Consider the following 18372-nt stretch of genomic DNA (forward strand, 5'->3'; position numbering starts at 1 on the left):
CAGATCCTTCTACAAGTGCTTATGGCTATGCAGCTCACCTGAATCTTACTGGAAAAGACATTCTTGAAAATCTCGTGGTCGATCTTGCGTACGCTTACGAAGCAACATCTGCCTACTTGGTCGAAGCCAACTACAGCAAGTCTTTTGAAGTGGAACCTGTTACTTTGACCGTGTCTCCACACTTTGTCTACTCTGAAGGCACTCCTACATACTACGATGATGATTCCATCGATGGTGATGGATGGGTAGCTCCTTGGAATCAGAAATTTGTTGAAGCTACTCTCAAGGCAGAGGCTGGCGTTACCGATGAGGTCACGTTCAGCGCAGAACTCACCCCGAAATATGATCTTGCTGCTAACGCGTTCAGTCTGCCCGTTACCCTCACACTCGCTTACGCTTCCGACATCGCAAGTGCGAATGTAAGTGCTTCTTGGAATGACGCTGTTTCTTCAGCTACAGATGTCACAATTGACGCAGATCTGACAGTCACCGCCGTTGAAAACCTCACGGTCAAAGCAGCCGCAAGATATCTGGTTGCCACCAACGAGCTTGGTTACAACGTCGATACCAGCTATGTCTACGGACCTCTCACAACGGGATTCTTCTTCGGAACACTGTTTGATAGCAACGGAGAAATGTCCGGTGACGCTACAATCCACGACTACTTCACCTGGTACCTCTACCTGAAAGCAGAAGTTGCATTCTGATTCACGCAAGGTTTCAATAAACCCCCGGCGCTTGCCGGGGGTTTTGTTTTGTTGTATAATTTAAAACTGGAGGCGTGTCCGAACTGGCTAAGGAGCCGGTCTTGAAAACCGGTGGGCCGGAAGGCCCGTGTGGGTTCGAATCCCACCGCCTCCGCCAGCCCCACACGGGGCTTTTCTTTTTAAGGAGGTGAAACTGTGAAAGCACTCCTTGTGATAGATCTTCAAAGGGACTTTGTTGACAAAGATGGTACTCTTTACTTTGAAGGTGCAGAAAGGGTGATCGATCCCATCCTTAGATGGGTGGAAGTCTTCAAGAAAGAAGGCCTTCCCATCATCACCACCCAAGACTGGCACGATCCGGACGACAAAGAATTCGACATCTGGCCAAAACACTGCGTTGCAAACTCAAACAGTGCAAGACTCACAGAAAGACTGGAAAGATCACTGGAAGGTTATGCGAATCACTTTTCTATAAAAAAGAACCGTTACAGTGCGTTCTACAACACGAATCTGGAGAAAATAATAAAAGAGAGGAGCATAAACGAGGTATACGTGTGCGGTGTGGTGACTCACATCTGCGTTCTCTTCACAGTGGAAGAGTTGAGAAACCGGGATATCCCTGTTAAAATAATCACTGAAGGTGTTGCCTCCTACGATGAAGAGCTGCATCGCTTTGCTTTGAGAGAAATGAAGGAAATTTTGGGAGCCGAATTCATCTGAGGTGATCAGGTTGAAAAGACTCAGTCCAGAGGTCTTCAAGGTACCCATCGATCGTATTAGAAACGGTTACTACTCGGACATATACTTCATGAACTACGTGAAAGTTCTGAAAAGAGACAACCACCATCCACGCGTTTATTATCAATTTTTCCCAAGAAAAGACGCTGTTGTCTGTGGAATAGACGAAGCGCTTGCCATTTTGAAATTCTGCACAGGATATTACAAAGATGAAGAAAAGGCGAGAGAGCTCTTTGAGGAGATACTGAAGCTGGACAGGGAGATGCAGGCAGCCTCGCTCGAGATGGACGTTCAAAGGATCGTTGAACTCACCCGGAAGAAATGGGACCTCAGGCTCAAACTGAACGAACTGTGGGTGGACAAATGGGACGAAGTAGAGGTGCACGCCCTGTACGACGGTGAAGAAGCAAAAGAGGGAGAGCCGATCATGACGATAGAGGGCGATCCTACGTACTTTGGATACCTCGAAACGGTCCTGCTCGGTGTGATCGCAAGGGCAACGAGTACAGCAACAGCCGTTAAAAAAGTTGTCAGGGCAGCCAGGGGGAAACCTGTTCTCTTCTTCAGCGCCCGTTTCGACCACTACTGGGTTCAAGCGACGGATGGCTACGCAGCGCTCAAAGCGGGTGCCTTCGGTGTTTCGACGGATGCGAACGCGGACTACTGGGGCGTCAAATCAATGGGAACGATGCCTCACGCACTGATTGCATGCTACGACGGAAAAACAGAAGACGCCGCCATCACCTTCGACAGACACTTGGAGGAAGATGTGAATAGAATCATACTTGTAGACTGGGACAACGATGTGATAGGTACCACCTTCCGTGTGATAAAGTCCTTCTACGAGTATGTCGTGAAGAAACCGTTCAAGCTGGGAGTGACAGACCCATCACCGATCATAGGCTCCGGAAAGAACAAGATCTGGGGAGTGAGATTCGACACGGCGGGTAACCTGAGGGATAAATCCGTTGTGCCAAAAGATGAGTCTTCATTCGGGGTCTGCCCAGAGCTTGTCTGGAGAGCAAGACAGGAATTCGACAGGGTGGGTCTTCAGGATCTGAAGATCGTCGTCTCTGGTGGATTCGATGAAAAGAAAATAGATCTCTTCGAAAAGCTCGGAGTTCCCGCGGACGCCTACGGTGTTGGTTCTCGACTCTTGAGGGAGAAAGTGGATATCACAGCAGACATCGTTGAGGTAAATGGAAGACCGTGTGCGAAGGTGGGCAGGTACAAGATAGAAAATCCAAGGCTCAAAAAAGTGGGGAAGAGGTACTGGGAAGAAGTTTGAGGAGGTGAGCGAGATGGAAATCAAAAAGGGAACCTGGATAATAAAGAAGGGTTTTGCGGAGATGTTCAAGGGTGGCGTGATAATGGACGTCACTTCCGCCGAGCAGGCGAAGATAGCAGAAGAGGCGGGAGCAGTCGCCGTTATGGCCCTTGAAAGAGTTCCGGCAGACATCAGAAAAGAGGGCGGTGTGGCACGGATGGCAAACATCTCGAAGATCAGGGAGATCATGGAAGCGGTATCCATTCCGGTGATGGCGAAGGTGAGGATTGGACACATCGCTGAAGCGAAGATTTTGGAAGAACTCGGAGTAGACTTCATAGACGAGTCCGAGGTGCTCACACCTGCGGACGACAGGTTCCATATAAACAAGCACGAGTTCAAAGTACCTTTTGTCTGTGGTGCAAGGGATCTGGGAGAAGCGCTGAGAAGAATAGCAGAAGGCGCCGCAATGATCAGAACCAAGGGTGAGGCGGGAACAGGAAACGTGGTGGAAGCGGTGAAACACATGAGGAGAATGATGGAACAGATAAGACAGGTGACCAAGATGGAAGAAGAAGAGCTCGTCGCGTACGGAAAGGAGATAGGAGCACCGGTGGAACTTTTGAGGGAAGTGAAGAGACTCGGAAGGCTTCCCGTTGTGAACTTCGCGGCGGGAGGTGTGGCAACGCCAGCTGACGCGGCTCTCATGATGATGCTGGGAGCAGACGGAGTCTTTGTAGGCTCTGGTGTTTTCAAGTCCAAAGACCCAAGGAAGATGGCAAAAGCAATGGTGCTTGCTGTGACCTACTGGGACAATCCAAGGATACTTTTGAAGATCTCCGAAGATATAGGAGAACCCATGAGAGGATTGGACGTTGAAGAACTCGAAGTGAGGATGCAGGAGAGAGGGTGGTGAAGGATGAAAATCGGTGTTCTGGGTGTTCAAGGAGACGTCAGAGAGCACGTGGAGGCACTCCACAGATTGGGTGTCGAAACTCTGATCGTGAAGCTTCCAAAGCATCTCGATATGGTCGATGGATTGATCCTCCCCGGGGGAGAGTCCACCACCATGATCCGCATCATCAAGGAGATGAGCATGGGCGAAAGGCTGGTGGAGAAAATCAGCGACGGCCTGCCCGTCTTCGCAACATGTGCCGGTGTTATCCTCCTTGCGAAGCGCATCAGCAACTACGAGCAAGAAAAACTGGGTGTCATGGATATAGTCGTGGAGAGAAACGCTTACGGAAGACAGGTGGAAAGTTTCGAGACCTTCCTCGAAATACCTGCAATAGGAAAGGATCCGTTCAGAGCGATCTTCATCAGGGCACCGAGAATTGTTGAAGTGGGTAAGAGGGTGGAAATTCTCGCCTACCACGATGGTGATCCTGTCCTCGTAAAAGAAGACAAGATTCTTGCCAGCACTTTTCACCCAGAGCTCACGGACGATCTGAGGCTCCATAGATACTTCCTGGAGATGGTGAAATGACATGAAAGTGAAGATCGACTTGAAAGACGATGTACTCCGAGGAAGGTTGAAAAGAATTGTTCAAGAAGTGGGATTTCTGATAAACGAATCGGCCGATTTGGTCGTCACTGACAGGCCGAGAAACGACGGAAAACAGACGATTCTGATCAGCAAGTCTCTCCCCGAAGAAATTCCAGAGGGCGTTCTGGATGTGATCGATCCACGCCTTCCAGATTTTCTTTTGAGAAACAGGTTTAGGATGATAAAAACGTACCTGAAGTTTCCACGGGGCATCCTCAGTTACCTCGAAGAAGAGTTCGCGAAGGCCAAAAGATACGATTTTCCCCTCTCCGTCATATACCTGTTCTTTGAAAGTGAGAAGACAGCAGAACGTGTCTATGAAAGTATCCAGGAGATCCTCAGATCGTCTGACAAGATTGATTTTGTGAGGAAAAACGAACTGATGATCATTCTTCCAGCAACTGCAAAAGAAGGAGCGCAAAGGCTCCTTAAGAGGTTGAGGCGGAAGTTTCTCAGACTTGATTGGACAAAGCAGACCTTCTTCGAGTACGGAATAGCGCAGGTTGAAGACTGGATGGAATCCGTTGAGGACTTGTTCGCATCTTTAGAATCTTCCATGAGGAGGTTGTGAGGGATCTGAGTAAAAAAGAGTGGATAAACATCATCCTTGCGCTGGTATTCGGTTTTGTGGCAGTTTTTTTCATATTCAAAGGTATCAACCCCAGAGAATTCTTCAAATACTTCCGTCCAAGGTCCTTGTTCCACATTCTTCTGCTATGTGGAATATTTCTTTTTTCGATCCTGATCGACTCTGCGAGGATGAAGTGGCTGTTCTTTTTCGTATGGAGAAAGCATCTCTCACTCTACGATGCCTTTTTCAACAACTATATGAGCTTTCTTTTCAGCATGCTCACCCCTTTTTATTTCGGTGGCCAGGTCTTTCAAACGTACCACCTTTCAAGACTCGGCTTTGAATCTGAAAACAATGTCAACGTGATTCTCTCAAGGTTTGTGGAGTACCTCATTTCCGTGGCGATTCTTTCTGTACTCGGACTTTTGAGATACAAGGATCTGTTTCTGTCAGGAGCACTGATAGCACCGAAGTTGATCTTCCTTGCTTACCTTGTGAGTGTGTCTTTCATCGGTGTTGTGATACTCGCACTCGTTCACCCTCCTCTCATCGCTCACCTGTTCAGGATGCTAAAAAAAGCAAGATGGGTAGATTCCATGATAAAAAAACTCACGAAGAAAGAAGACTGGGACAGTCGTTTTTTAAAGTGGACCCACGATCTAAAAGAAAGTGTCAAAATCTTGTGGAGAAGCGGGTTCATGTTCCTCGACTTTCCTCTCACGCTGTTTTCGCTTCTCATTCAAGGCTTTGTTTTCTATCTGGCCGTTCAATTCAGTTCTGGAAACATCGGTTTTTTCAACGGAACGGGGCTTCTTTTCTTTCTCAGTCTGGTCGTGTTTTACGTACCGACACCTGGAGCAAGTGGCGGTGTGGAAGCCGTCTACCAGATTGTCTTCAGCAAGATACTCGGATCAGGTGGTAAAACCCTCGCATCGGTGTTGACCTGGAGATTGTCTACCTACTACCTTCCCATCTTCGTGGGCCTCGTCTTTCTGGTATTCTACAGATACCCAAAGGAAGTGGAAAAGTGAAGGTCGTTCTCAGATTCAAAAAGAGGGGGATGAGGAGGTTTCTGTCCACTCTCGAATCCATAAAGCTCGTGGAGCGTTCCCTCAGACGTGCCGATTTTCCTCTGGTGTTCACTGAAGGGTTCCACCCAAAACCAAAGATGAGCTTTCTCGACGCCATGCCAGTCGGTGTAGTGAATTTGGCCTTCTACGTGGAAATCCATCTGAAGGATCTTTCAAGAAAACACCTGGAAAATCTTGAAAGGACTCTTCCAAAAGATTTTCCTCTTGCGGGTGCGTGGATCTGTGAAGAGAACATAAACAAAGTCGTCACGTCCTATCGTTTCAAGCTCATCACACCGTACTGTATGGATCTCCTGAGCAGGAAAGTTGAAAAGAAAGGAAAGAAGATCTCCTTTGGAGAAAGCGTGGTCGATTTTGAGGTTTTCAGGGCAAAAGAGTACAGCATTTTCAGGTATACTCAAAGGAGGGAAAGGCTTATGAATCCACTGCTTCTCGTTGAAAAGGATTCGTTCTTCGTTGCAATATGTGAGGAAGCACTCACCGAAAGCGGAGAGGATCTTTCCTCTTTTCTCGAGAGGAGGGGGACACGTGTCAAAAAAAGTGCTTCTGGTTGACGATTCAGCCGTCTTAAGAAAGATCGTATCCTTCAACTTGAAGAAGGCAGGTTATGAAGTGATAGAGGCAGAAAACGGTCAGATCGCGCTGGAAAAACTTTCAAAATCCATTCCAGATCTGATAGTACTCGATATAATGATGCCCATCATGGACGGTTTCACCGTGCTGAAGAAACTCCAGGAAAAAGAGGAGTGGCAGAAAATCCCGGTCATCGTCCTCACGGCAAAGGGTGGAGAGGACGACGAGACGATCGCTCTCTCTCTCGGAGCAAAGAAGGTTATGAGAAAGCCGTTCAGCCCCTCCCAGTTTATCGAGGAGGTGAAGCGTCTCTTAAATGAGTGAAAGGGAAATCTGCAAAAAGATTTCAGAAATACTTGGTATCGATTACGATTGCTCAAGGGGGATTGATGAACTCCTGAAGATCCTGGAGTATGAAATAAATGAGTACAAGAAGAGTCTGGAAGAGCAGACCATTTTCATGGAAGCTCAGCTGGAAGAGCTCTCGCGCTCTTACGAAGAAATATCGACACTTCTTGAGATATCTGAGATATTCGGAGGTCTCGAGTTTCCAATGAACCTTCGTGAAAAACTAGAAAGAGTGATACCACTTCTCAAGAACGTGGTGAAGTTTAAAGATTACATCGTTCGCGTCGAAGATCTGACCATAGGGAACCTGAGTCAGAAAGAGGTGGAGCAGGAGATAGAAGACAGAGAAAAAACCGTCCTGATAGAACCTGGTGAATCGCAGAGGTTTTCAAATCTTCTGTTTGTCCCCATAGCTGGTAACAGACACTACGGTTACATGTGTTTTTCCGGCAAAGAAGAAGGAATCGTGTTCACGGCAAGTGACAGGAAGATAACGGAGGTAACGGCGAGGTACATAGCAAACGCATTGGACAGAATGGATTTTCTGCAGAAAGAGATCGAACGCCAGAGGCTGGAAGAGCAGATGGAAATTGCAAGGCGAATACAATCTACGTTGCTTCCTCGAGAAGTACCCGAAACGAAATTCGTCGATGCGGCAGCTTGTTCCTGCCCAGCAGTTCAAGTGGGTGGTGACTACTATGATATCTTTCTTGGCAATGAGAAGCTCCTTGCCGTTATGGGAGACGTGGCCGGAAAAAGCGTTCCAGCTGCCCTTCTCATGAGTGCTGTGAGGAGTTACTTGAGAGTCCTGAGCACGTCGCACTCTGATCTGGAGAAGCTGGTGAATCACCTGAACAGTATACTCTGTGAAGATCTGTCGAACGATCGTTTCGTGACAATGGTTTTTCTGGAGATTTTCCAAAACGGAACGCTGAATCTGATCAACGCGGGCCATAATCCCGTTTATTTCCTCCACAGAGATGAGATGGTAAAGCTGGAAGCTTCAGCGATACCGATCGGTATAACGGAGTGGAGCTACAGGAAACACACCATCCGTCTAAAACCAGACACCCTCATAGTCGCCTACACGGATGGGGTAATCGAAGCAAGAAACATGCTCGGGGAAGAATACGGCTACGAGAGACTGGAAAAAACCCTCAGGGAGTACAGTGGAGGCAATGCGGAGGAACTCCTTTCCATCCTCATAAAGAGTGTGGGAGAATTTTCGAAAAATGTCCCTCAGCACGACGACATGACGATCATGGTGTTAAAATATAAAGGACAGCAGGAGGTGGAATGATGTCGGGTCACAACAAGTGGGCCAACATAAAACACAGGAAAATGGCCCAGGATGCGAAAAAATCGAAGATCTTCACGAAGCTGATCAGAGAAATCATCGTTGCAGCAAGAGAAGGAGGAGGAAACATCGAAACGAATCCCAGACTCAGGGCAGCTGTCGAAAAGGCAAAGGCTGAGAACATGCCAAAGGAAAACATCGAAAGAGCCATAAAACGCGGAACGGGTGAGCTGGAAGGTGTGGACTACCAGGAAGTGGTCTACGAAGGTTACGCCCCGGGAGGTGTGGCCGTCTACATCAGGGCACTTACAGACAACAAGAACCGAACAGCGCAGGAACTGAGACATCTGTTCAGCAGACATGGAGGAAGTCTCGCGGAGAGCGGATCCGTCAGCTGGATCTTCGAAAGAAAAGGTGTTATAGAGATCGCGAAAGACAAAGTGAAAGACCTGGAGGAACTCATGATGATAGCCATCGATGCCGGCGCAGAGGACATAAAAGACGCCGAAGATCCCATCCAGATAATCACAGCTCCAGAGGACCTTTCTGAGGTGAAAAGACAGCTGGAGGAGGCCGGTTACGAAGTCGAAGCCAAGGTCACCTTCATACCAAAGAACACAGTGAGGATTACCGGAAGAGACGCCGAGAAGGTACTGGAACTCCTCAACGCACTGGAAGACATGGACGATGTCCAGGAAGTTTACTCCAACTTCGAAATGGACGACAGCGAAATGGAGGAGATACTTTCCAGACTGGAAGGCTGATACCTCTTTTTCTTCTCTTACCTGCTCTTCTCTTTCCTGGATTCTTTGAGGCCGGGGTGGGTTTCAACAGAACGCCCACTACAGGATTTGTTCTATCCCCTGAATTAAAGATGGATTTCATCGAAGGAAAGTTCCGCTTCGATTTTTTCGTCAGCTTCAAGGAAGGGGACCTATCCCTTCTTCTTCCTATTTTTGATAACCCTGTGTACTTCAGGTTCAACGTGGACGATTTTTCACTCGAATACTACGCTCCAAAACTTTTGAAGGCGAGTTTCGTTCGCTTTGAAAAGACGTGGAACACTCAGTTTGGTTTCATGGGAGGACTGTGGAACGGAGATGAGATCTTCGCTTACACAGAGAAACCCCTGGATTTCGTCGTGTCGAGCGAAGGTGATTACTACCTCGGGGCGAAGATGAAGCTCTTCGATCTGAATATAGAGCCTTTCATTGAAAACGGAAAACCGGGTGTCTGGCTTGGTTTCGGTGATTTAAGTGTAGGCGTGTCGGACTGGATCGGTTTGATCTTCAGTCGAGGAAGAACGATCTTTCGCACTCTTTACGATGGAGGTTTGGAACTGGGATTTGCTTTCATCGGAGAAAACGGGTGGATCTTCGTCGATGGAAACCATGTAGAAGGCTGCTGGAAGGTGGGAAGGATACATGTCGGAGGAAAGGTCGGAAAGGAAGACTGTTCCATTCAGGTTACCATCGAATTTTGAGTGGAAGGAATTCCCACAGGAGGAATTCGAGTGGTTTGTAAAAGAGGTGGAGGAGAGGTTCGGCATAAACCTCTCCTCTTACAAACCACAGCGGGTGAAACGCAGAACGGAACTTCTCTTGAGAAAGTACAACGTGGATTACAGAAAATATCTGGAAATGCTTGTTCAAAGCAAAAAGCACCTGGACGAGTTTCTGGACAAGATGACGATAAACGTAACGGAGTTCTTCAGAAATTCAGAGAAGTGGTGGGAGCTCAGGGACGATGTGATCCCTTTGATTTCTCAAAACACCCTGAGAATGAGATTCTGGAGTGCGGGATGCTCCTCTGGAGAAGAGCCTTATTCTCTTGCCATTCTCGCTCACGAGCTGAAGCTTTCGTACAAAACGAAGATTCTGGCAACAGACATAGACGTTGGTGTTCTGAGGAAAGCCCAGGAGGGTGTCTACGAGGAGCGAGCCCTTGTGAGTACTCCGAAAGAGTACGTGGAGAAGTACTTCGAAAGACTCCCAGATGGAAGGTACAGAATAAAAGATTTTGTGAAGAAGGTGGTGGAGTTCAGGAGACATGATCTTCTGAAAGATCCCTTCGAAAAGAACCTCGATCTCATAGTGTGTCGAAACGTGGTCATATACTTCGAACCGGAAGCGAAGAACAAACTCTACAAGAAGTTCGCTGAATCACTCAAAGTGGGCGGGTTTCTGTTCGTTGGAAACACGGAAAGGATATTCAACTACAGAGAGCTAGGATTTGAGGTCTACAGACCCTTCATCTACAGAAAGGTGACGTAGATGACCTTTACGATCGTTCTGGTGCTGGTTTTGGATCAGCTCACAAAGAAAATAGCGAGCACTTTTCACGGAACATTCTACCTCGTTCCCGGATTTCTGAGATTCGTCAAGGCTACAAACAGAGGAATCGCTCTGGGGCTGTTCAACAACCTCTCGGAGCAGGTTCTGTGGATCGTCCTCTTCGTTGTGGTGGTCCTTTCCCTTTTTCCGTACATATTCAGATTTAACAGGCTCGAGAGGATCGCTATGGGATTCATCCTGGGAGGCGCCCTCGGAAATCTCCTCGATCGAATCAGATTTGGATACGTTCTTGACTTTCTAAACCTGGTCTTTCTTCCAACGATCTTCAACCTTGCAGACGTGTTCATAGTAGTAGGCGGTGGTCTGATGATCCTCGGTGCCTTCAGAGGTGTGGGCGATGAAGAGCTGGAGAGTGGAAAAAAGAGAGGAAGGCTGGAGACTCGACCAGTTTCTGAAAGAGAAAACTCCGTCGTGGATATCAAGGTCGATGATTCAGAAAGCAATAAAGGAAGGAAAGGTAAAGGTCAACGGTCAGATTAAAAAACCAAGTTACCGGTTGAAGGAAGGAGAACTGGTGGAGGTTGATCTTCCTGTGAAACCGAAAGAGGCCACTGTTCAACCCGAAAAGATAGATTTGAAGGTTCTGTACGAGGACAAGGACATTATCGTCATAGACAAACCCGGAGACATGATCGTACATCCGGTTCCTTCCAAACTCAGCGGAACGCTCGTCAACGCCCTTCTTTATCACTGTTCTGACCTTCAGGGTGTAGGTGGGAAACTCAGACCTGGTATCGTCCACAGACTCGACAAGGAAACATCAGGTGTCATCGTTGTTGCCAAAAATGATCTTGCTCATCAGAGCCTATCCAGACAGTTCAAGGATCGGAAGGTGAAGAAGGCCTACATCCTTCTTGTGCGAGGACGAGTGAAGGAAAACGAAGGAACGGTGGAACTTCCACTTGCAAGGCATCCTGTTTTGAGAGTGAAGATGACTGTGAGCGAAAGCGGAAAGGAGGCCGTCACACATTACAGGGTACTCAAGAGGTTCGACGATGTAGCTTCCCTTGTTCTTGCCTTTCCGAGGACAGGGAGAACCCACCAGATCAGAGTCCACATGAAAAGCCTCGGACACCCTATAATGGGTGACAAGATCTATGGAAAGTACAAGGAAGATGAGATGTTCGGGATAAAAAGACAGATGCTTCACGCCTTGAAACTGGGATTTTTTCATCCACGAACCGGCGAGTGGATGGAATTCGTATCGCCGATTCCGGAAGATTTCAGAAAGGCCATCAAAAAGATAGCTATGTACGTGGAGGAAGGAACATGATACCCTGGATTGTCTCACCCTACTCCTTCGACGGTTCTGTGATCAGATTCGAAAAACTGGTTTCCGAGTTGAAAAAAAGAGGTTTGAAATCTGCTCTCCTTGCCGACAGAAACTTTCACGCCGCCGTGAAGTTCAATACTACCATGAGAGAGCACGGGCTGATACCCGTCCACGGTTTGTGGAAGGAGGGTAGAGTCTTCATTGCACGAAACAGAAAGGAGTACGATCTTCTGGTCAGATTCTACAACGGAGAAAAGATCGATGTCGGTGAACTTCCAAGTTTCAAGGCGGAGGACCTCGTCCCCGTCAGATACCTCGAAGACAAGGAAAGGGATGCAAGTCTCTTCATGAGAAGAATCTTCGAGCTAGACGAAGATGTCCATGGTTTTCCGGAAAGATGTGAAGACGTGGCGGAAATTGTGAAAGCCGAACCCTACGATCTCAGAGTCAAGCAGAAGTTTCCCGACCCTCCAGAAAACTGGTACAAAGAGCTCAGAGAAAGAGCATCAGGGATGGGAAAGAAATACGCGGAGCGCTTAGAAAGAGAACTCAGAACAATAGAAAAAAGAGGCTTTTCTTCCTACATCTACCTGGTGGAGGAGATCGTGAAGACAGCCAGAAGGCTTGGCATAAAGGTGGGACCTGGAAGAGGCAGTGCCGTTGGCTCTCTAGTGGTCTTTCTTTGTGGGATCACAGAAATTGACCCACTCAAGTACGATCTTCTGTTCGAGAGATTCATAAACGAAGAAAGAAGAGAATCCCCCGATATCGACGTGGACGTAGAAGACAGAAGGAGAAAGGAATTGTTGAGAGAGCTTTCAAAGAAATTCTACGTCTATCAGGTTGCCACCTTTGGAAACCTGACCGAAAAGTTTCTGCGAAACCTTATCGATTCGACTCCCTCGGATCCAGGGATCAAAGAAAGGGTTTATAAAATCCTCTACGGTCTCCCACACCACCCGAGCGTCCACGCGGCAGGTGTTGTGATCTCTGAAAGTCCCCTTTTGATTCCTTTCAGGTTGGAAGAGGAAATCCCTGTGACGGACTACGACATGTACGACCTCGACAAGATAGGAGTTGTGAAGATAGACATCCTAGGTCTGAGGGCCTTGTCTTTTGTGAAAGATTTTAATAGAAAAGCTTTCGACTACTCGGACGAGAAAACGTATCACATCATATCAAAAGGAAAGACACTGGGAGTTTTTCAGCTGGAGGGACTCCAGGCGAGAAAACTCTGCAGGAAGATTTCTCCAAGCAATCTGGAAGAACTCTCTGTACTTCTTGCTCTCAACAGACCGGGACCCCTGAAATCAGGTATTGACAGTATGTACGTGTCTTCAAGGAACGTACCTGATTTTCTCAAAAAATTGTTTCCAGAGACGCGAGGAGTAGTGATCTATCAAGAGCAGATCATGAACCTTGCTATGCTTGCAGGCCTCTCTGGCGCTGAGGCAGACGTTCTGAGGAGAGCAATTGCAAAGAAAGAAAAAGAAAAGATGGAACCCCTCCTTACAAAGTTAAAAGAGGGTCTCGTTGAAAATGGGGTGGAGAACGCGGACCTCATCCTGAAAATTCTGCTGAACTTTTCGTCTTATGCTTTCAACAAGTCTCACAGTGTTGCCTACGCGCACCTGTCGTTTCAAACAGCCTATCTGAAGACTCATCTTTTCGAAGAGTTCTTCGAGAAGTACTTCGAGTACAACATCGGAGATTCAGAGAAGATATTCCTTGCAGTTCAAGAGCTACGAAGTGAAGGGTACGAAGTACTTCCTCCCAGCGTGAACGTCTCTGGAAAAAAGCTGATCTTTCGGGGAAACAGGGTTTACCTGCCACTCACAGCTGTGAAAGGTGTCGGAGAATCGATGGTTGAGGAGATAGAAAAAGAGCGTCCCATAGACAGCGTTCGAAAACTTCAGGAGATGAAAGGAATACCAAGAAACGTACTGGAAAACATGATATCGGCGGGCGCCTTCGATGAAGTATACGAAAGCAGAGCTCAGGCATTCGAAGAGTTGAACAGAAAGGTGGAGAAAGAGATCCTGGAGATCCGGGAGCTGTTTGGTGAAAGGATAGAGCAAAGGCAGGAAGTGAAACCCGGTGAGTTGATCGAACTTGAAGAGAAAAGTCTTGGCTTTCCTCTGACACCTCAACAGGACGTTCCAAAGGGACTCTTTGGCAGCATAGCGGACGTTTTCACCTACGGGAAAGTCCTTCCAGTTCTCGCCAGGAAAGTATCAAAGAATGTGATAACAGACGGGATTTCTATCTGCCGCGTGAGAGAAGATCCCCCAGAAGGATTGCATCTGGTGCTTCTTTCTCCACTCCACCGCATCTTGAGAGTGTGGTCCTTCGATGAGAACACAAAATTTGTTTACAGAGTGAACCATCCTACAAAGCTCGAAAAGGCCGGCAAGAGCGAAGTCACAGAGATATTGAAGGATGGTCTATTGAGAAGATACGAAGGTTATCGTCCCTCCGGCGATGAATATCGGTACAGAATTTTGAAGTGAACACACTTTTTTGGTATGCTATAGTATAATTCAAAATAGTATAATTCAAATATAGTGAGGATCACTACACTTTGGGAAAGGGGGTTTACATATGCGTAAACTGTTTGTGGTTCTTTTAGCGGTGGTCGCTGTTGTGACATGGGCCGCGGTAAAGAATCCCGACACCATCATCGACGCCACCATCGGAGAACCTGACACTCTCGATCCACACTACGCGTACGACACGGCCAGCGGTGAGGTCATCTACAACGTGTACGAAAACTTGATCGCCTACAAGGGAGAAAGTCTCACAGAGTTCGAACCACGTCTTGCAGAAAAGTGGGAGATACTGGACGGTGGAAAAACCTACAAATTCTACATCAGAAAGGGCGTGAAGTTTCACGAGGGTGGTAATCTCACACCTGAAGATGTGGAGTACAGCTTTGAAAGAGGGCTCATCTTCGATCCGACAGTTGGTCCCATGTGGATGCTCTGGGAGGCCCTCTTCGGAGTCGATTCTCTGGAGACCTTTGTTGAGGAAAAGATCGGAAAGCCCTACAGCGAACTCTTTGACGAAAACGGTGAACCACTTCCAGAGTACAGGGACGCCCTGATAAAGATCTACACGGACTACATCGATCCCGCTATCGAGGTTGAAGGTGACGCCGTTGTGTTCCATCTTGTGAGACCCTTTGCACCGTTCATGTACATACTCGCCCAGAGTGCCAGCTGGAGCGTCATCCTCGATAAAGAGTGGTGTATAGAGATAGGGTGCTGGGATGGAAGAGCAGACGACTGGTGGAAGTACCACGACATCAGAAAGGAAGACTCTCCGCTTTATGCAAGAATGAACGGAACTGGGCCGTTCAAATTCGTGGAATGGGATAGAACACAGCAGAAGGTCATTCTCGAAAGAAACGACAACTACTGGAGAGAACCTGCAAAGATCAAGAGAGTTATCATCTGGGGAATCGACGAGTGGAACACAAGGAAAGCAATGCTCCTCCAGGGAGATGCCGATATCTGTGTTGTTCCAACGCAGTATCTTGAGCAGGTGGAAGGAAAGCCCGGTATCACTGTGATAAAAGACCTTCCTGAGCTTTTAGTCACTTCTCTTCACTTTGCATGGAACGTGCCCGAGGACAGCAAGTACATAGGCTCTGGAAAACTCGATGGAAACGGAATACCACCTGATTTCTTCAGCGATGTGAATGTGAGAAAAGCTTTCATCTACGCCTTCGATTACGATACGTTCATAAACGAGGTTCTGAAAGGACTTGGCAGAAAAATACCCACCGATCTTCCGGAAGGACTCATTGGATTCAACGAGGAGTTGCTGAACGATCCAAACGCTCCTCACTTTGACATTGTGAAGGCAACAGAATACTTCAAGAAAGCGTGGAACGGTGAAGTCTGGAAGAAAGGGTTCAAACTCACCATACTCTACAACACGGGTAACGATGTGAGAAGAGCAGCCGCGGAAATGCTGAAGGCGTACATAGAGATGATCAACCCGAAGTTCAAGATCGAAGTGAGAGGTGTTCAGTGGCCCACGTATCTTGACGCGACCAAGAGAGGAGAAGTACCCATCTTCATCATAGGTTGGCTTGCTGATTATCCAGATCCTCACAACTTCATATTCACCTACTATCATAGCGCCGGTGTGTACTCTGGCAGGCAGGGCGAGAACTTCAGGAAGTTCGTCTCCACACCACATCCGGACCTCGGTGGAAAGAGCCTCGACGAACTCATAGAAGAAGCGATCGCAAAGACAGATCCTGCTGAAAGGCAAGTCCTTTACGAACAGATTCAGAGGTTCGCCATGAAGTACGCCCTTGGTATGCCTCTCTATCAGCCACTCAGAGTGAGGGTGCAGAGAAGCTGGGTCAAAGGATGGTACTACAACCCGATGAGACCAGGAGACGACTACTACATACTCTGGAAATCGGAAGAATAAAAAATAAAGGGGCTCCAGGTGGAGCCCCTTCTTTTTTGTTTCTTCATGCGAGCTTTTCTTCTGCCGCTGCCCTTGGAGTTTCTTCCACCTGGATACCTGCAAACACGTCCAACCCAGTTCCAGCGGGTATGAGCTGACCAACGATCACGTTCTCTTTCAAACCGATGAGAGGATCTACCTTCCCTTCTATCGCTGCTGCTGTCAGGACCCAGGCAGTTTCTTCGAAAGCAGCCGCACTGAGCCATCCCGGGTAGTTCAAAGCAGCTTTCTTGAGCGAAAGGAGCCTTCTCTTGTATTTGATGGGTTCCTTTGGAAGGATCTGGTACGTTACCACCTTGTCTTTTTCGATGACGTCGATCTCCTTTATACCCGCTTCTATGAATTTCTTCAAGAGTTCTTCTGTCACTTCTTCTCCCTTCTGTGCGAGTTCCACAAGTTCACCATCGTCCGTTTCGGTGATGACTCTCTTTGCAAGTGTCTTTCCGATGACCCATCTTCTGTTCTCCTCCACTTTGGCGTTGCCTTCCAGTATCTCCCTGTTCACCCTCTTTATGTCCACAAGTGGCACCAGCTGATCCGGTAGGTAATCGCTGTCTCCCGGGTCGATGACGAGGGCCATGCTGAGCATCTGTCTGAAGATGATCTCGAAGTGTTTGTCATGTATACTGACACCCTGCTGTACGTAAGCGTTCTTTATGATCTTTAAAAGGTTCATGGCCGTGAGAACACCCTTTTCCGATTCAAGCTCGAGCAATTTCCACCACACAATGGCACCGGTTGTCAGTGTATCACCTCTCAGAACCTTTTGCCCTTTTCTGACCTTCACCTTTGCCCTCTTGGGTATCTTATAAGCGTGAATCCCTCCAGCGTAGTCTTCTATGTAAACAACCGTTCTTCCAGACTCATCAGTTGTAATGTCCTTTACGAATCCATCCATTTCGCAGAGGATGGCTTCTGAACCGTAGTACTTCCTGATCTCTTTCTTGCCGCCGCTCTTCTCCTCCCTCAAGAAGGCGTAAGGCTCAAAAGTTTTCTCCACCGTTGTGAGACCGCTGACTATGTCACTAGCACCCATGACTCCTCCAACGTGGAACGTTCTCATGGTGAGCTGTGTTCCGGGCTCTCCTATGGACTGCGCCGCGACTATTCCTACCGCTTCACCAACGTTCACTATCTTGTGATTGGAAAGGTCCATTCCGTAACAGGCAGCGCACACTCCGTATTCGGATTCACACGTAAGAGGAGATCTCACAATAATATCGGGTCGCACCAAGACCTTTTCAACATCGTTTTCCTCGAGAAGCTTTGCCACCACTTCGTTTATGACTTCCTGGTAAACGACAAGTTCTCTTTCACCTTTTTTATCGTAGAGAGGCCGCTCGTCAGCGTAGACTGTTCCAACGATCGGATACATCTTCACCTTTATCCTGTACTTTCCTTCGTTCTTGGCAGCTTTCACCACGTCCCAGGTGAGTTCGGTTCCCTCTTCGTATTCTCCGACGGGCTCTGCAATCTCCGTGTACACGTTTGGAAGCGAAAGCTCGGATATGTCCACTTCACCGTATTTCACAACGTCGACCATCTTCTTGTAGGAAGCAAGGAAGTTAGCGTCGTCGTCTGTTAGCATCGTGTTTCTTGTGTATTCCTTTCCCGTTTCTGGGTTCTTCAAAACTTCCTTTGTCTCCGGATCGAGCACATCGTTTGCGAGCACCCTTCCAAAGAGGAACTCGTTCATCTTCTCCACAACCGTTCCATCCTTTATCAAATCCATAGCCCTGATTCCTTCGTGTGTTCCGCAGTCGGGTTCCGTCACAGTAACACTCTGCGCCACATCCACCAGACGCCTCGTCAGATACCCGGCAAAGGACGTGTTCATCGCGGTATCGACCTGACCCTTTCTTGCACCGTAGGTGGATATGAAGAACTGCAGGATGTCAACACCTTCTCTGAGGTTTCTGTCGACAGGATAATCGAAGGTCAAAGCCTCATGTATCGCCTGCCCTTTGAAGATCTTGGATTTTATCTCCCTCGATCTTGGATCGTACGCTTTGATCATCAATCCTCTGATACCCGCGAGCTGTTTCACCTGATCGATGTTACCTCTCGCTCCGGAGTTCACCATCATGTAGATGGGATTAAACGGGTCCTCTGCAAGCGTTTC

Annotated in this window: 16 protein-coding genes, 1 tRNA gene and 2 pseudogenes; 18 read left to right on the plus strand and 1 reads right to left on the minus strand. The window is 47.9% G+C overall.

The genetic code is table 11. The features are described 5' to 3' along the window. The 18 genes and pseudogenes from J7K79_RS08365 to J7K79_RS08450 form a co-directional block, all read left to right on the plus strand. A pseudogene (locus J7K79_RS08365) lies at positions 1-707 on the plus strand (hypothetical protein); the annotation flags it as partial. Positions 708-775: 68 nt separating this feature from the next. Beyond that, positions 776-864 (plus strand) — tRNA-Ser (locus tag J7K79_RS08370). A gap of 38 nt (positions 865-902) precedes the next feature. Further along, a complete protein-coding gene (locus J7K79_RS08375) occupies positions 903-1427 on the plus strand; it encodes an isochorismatase family cysteine hydrolase (protein WP_296907478.1) in 525 nt (174 codons plus the stop codon). 10 nt (positions 1428-1437) lie between these two features. Beyond that, on the plus strand, positions 1438-2733 hold the full coding sequence (locus tag J7K79_RS08380) for a nicotinate phosphoribosyltransferase (protein ID WP_296907482.1): 1296 nt from the start codon (positions 1438-1440) through the stop codon (positions 2731-2733). 13 nt (positions 2734-2746) lie between these two features. Continuing rightward, positions 2747-3628: a pyridoxal 5'-phosphate synthase lyase subunit PdxS gene (gene pdxS, locus J7K79_RS08385; protein ID WP_296907484.1), complete on the plus strand. Its 882-nt coding sequence runs from the start codon at positions 2747-2749 to the stop codon at positions 3626-3628. A 3-nt stretch (positions 3629-3631) separates the two neighbouring features. Next, entirely contained in the window at positions 3632-4198 is a 567-nt protein-coding gene (gene pdxT / locus J7K79_RS08390) for a pyridoxal 5'-phosphate synthase glutaminase subunit PdxT (protein WP_296907487.1), read from the plus strand. A gap of 1 nt (position 4199) precedes the next feature. Next, on the plus strand, positions 4200-4829 hold the full coding sequence (locus J7K79_RS08395) for a diguanylate cyclase (protein ID WP_296907490.1): 630 nt from the start codon (positions 4200-4202) through the stop codon (positions 4827-4829). Continuing rightward, complete coding sequence (locus J7K79_RS08400) at positions 4826-5860, plus strand: lysylphosphatidylglycerol synthase transmembrane domain-containing protein (RefSeq protein ID WP_296907493.1); 1035 nt, start codon at positions 4826-4828, stop codon at positions 5858-5860. The genes J7K79_RS08395 and J7K79_RS08400 overlap by 4 nt, the downstream gene beginning before the upstream one ends. Then, the gene (locus tag J7K79_RS08405) at positions 5857-6474 is read left to right on the plus strand and encodes a TIGR03936 family radical SAM-associated protein (protein ID WP_296907495.1); all 618 of its coding nucleotides are present in this window, start codon (positions 5857-5859) and stop codon (positions 6472-6474) included. The genes J7K79_RS08400 and J7K79_RS08405 overlap by 4 nt, the downstream gene beginning before the upstream one ends. Continuing rightward, positions 6449-6817, plus strand: a complete 369-nt coding sequence (locus J7K79_RS08410; protein WP_296907497.1) for a response regulator — start codon at positions 6449-6451, stop codon at positions 6815-6817. Before J7K79_RS08405 ends, J7K79_RS08410 begins: the two co-directional genes overlap by 26 nt. Beyond that, the gene (locus J7K79_RS08415; protein WP_296907500.1) at positions 6810-8141 is read left to right on the plus strand and encodes a PP2C family protein-serine/threonine phosphatase; all 1332 of its coding nucleotides are present in this window, start codon (positions 6810-6812) and stop codon (positions 8139-8141) included. Before J7K79_RS08410 ends, J7K79_RS08415 begins: the two co-directional genes overlap by 8 nt. After that, positions 8141-8902: a YebC/PmpR family DNA-binding transcriptional regulator gene (locus J7K79_RS08420; protein WP_296907502.1), complete on the plus strand. Its 762-nt coding sequence runs from the start codon at positions 8141-8143 to the stop codon at positions 8900-8902. The genes J7K79_RS08415 and J7K79_RS08420 overlap by 1 nt, the downstream gene beginning before the upstream one ends. Before the next feature lie 56 nt (positions 8903-8958). Next, on the plus strand, positions 8959-9621 hold the full coding sequence (locus tag J7K79_RS08425; protein ID WP_296907504.1) for a hypothetical protein: 663 nt from the start codon (positions 8959-8961) through the stop codon (positions 9619-9621). Next, a complete protein-coding gene (locus J7K79_RS08430; protein ID WP_296907506.1) occupies positions 9563-10411 on the plus strand; it encodes a protein-glutamate O-methyltransferase CheR in 849 nt (282 codons plus the stop codon). The genes J7K79_RS08425 and J7K79_RS08430 overlap by 59 nt, the downstream gene beginning before the upstream one ends. Continuing rightward, entirely contained in the window at positions 10412-10972 is a 561-nt protein-coding gene (gene lspA, locus J7K79_RS08435) for a signal peptidase II (RefSeq protein ID WP_296907508.1), read from the plus strand. After that, positions 10884-11765 (plus strand): RluA family pseudouridine synthase, encoded by an 882-nt coding sequence (locus tag J7K79_RS08440; RefSeq protein ID WP_296907516.1) that lies wholly within the window; start codon positions 10884-10886, stop codon positions 11763-11765. The genes lspA and J7K79_RS08440 overlap by 89 nt, the downstream gene beginning before the upstream one ends. Further along, on the plus strand, positions 11762-14275 hold the full coding sequence (locus J7K79_RS08445; protein WP_296907511.1) for a DNA polymerase III subunit alpha: 2514 nt from the start codon (positions 11762-11764) through the stop codon (positions 14273-14275). The genes J7K79_RS08440 and J7K79_RS08445 overlap by 4 nt, the downstream gene beginning before the upstream one ends. A 91-nt stretch (positions 14276-14366) precedes the next feature. Continuing rightward, positions 14367-16211, plus strand: coding sequence for an ABC transporter substrate-binding protein (locus J7K79_RS08450; protein ID WP_296907514.1), 1845 nt, complete (start codon positions 14367-14369; stop codon positions 16209-16211). Positions 16212-16254: 43 nt separating this feature from the next. Here J7K79_RS08450 and rpoC read toward each other — a convergent pair. Further along, positions 16255-18372, minus strand: a pseudogene (rpoC, locus tag J7K79_RS08455) (DNA-directed RNA polymerase subunit beta'); the annotation flags it as partial.

This window comes from Thermotoga sp. (genome assembly GCF_021162145.1).
GTDB lineage: Bacteria > Thermotogota > Thermotogae > Thermotogales > Thermotogaceae > Thermotoga.

Excerpts from the sequence above, each read along its gene's own strand:
- pdxS (WP_296907484.1), top strand. The coding sequence starts at position 2,747 with ATGGAAATCAAAAAGGGAACCTGGATAATAAAGAAGGGTTTTGCGGAG.
- pdxT (WP_296907487.1), top strand. The coding sequence starts at position 3,632 with ATGAAAATCGGTGTTCTGGGTGTTCAAGGAGACGTCAGAGAGCACGTG.
- J7K79_RS08395 (WP_296907490.1), top strand. The coding sequence starts at position 4,200 with ATGAAAGTGAAGATCGACTTGAAAGACGATGTACTCCGAGGAAGGTTG.
- J7K79_RS08415 (WP_296907500.1), top strand. The coding sequence starts at position 6,810 with ATGAGTGAAAGGGAAATCTGCAAAAAGATTTCAGAAATACTTGGTATC.
- J7K79_RS08420 (WP_296907502.1), top strand. The coding sequence starts at position 8,141 with ATGTCGGGTCACAACAAGTGGGCCAACATAAAACACAGGAAAATGGCC.
- J7K79_RS08430 (WP_296907506.1), top strand. The coding sequence starts at position 9,563 with ATGTCGGAGGAAAGGTCGGAAAGGAAGACTGTTCCATTCAGGTTACCA.
- lspA (WP_296907508.1), top strand. The coding sequence starts at position 10,412 with ATGACCTTTACGATCGTTCTGGTGCTGGTTTTGGATCAGCTCACAAAG.
- J7K79_RS08445 (WP_296907511.1), top strand. The coding sequence starts at position 11,762 with ATGATACCCTGGATTGTCTCACCCTACTCCTTCGACGGTTCTGTGATC.
- J7K79_RS08450 (WP_296907514.1), top strand. The coding sequence starts at position 14,367 with ATGCGTAAACTGTTTGTGGTTCTTTTAGCGGTGGTCGCTGTTGTGACA.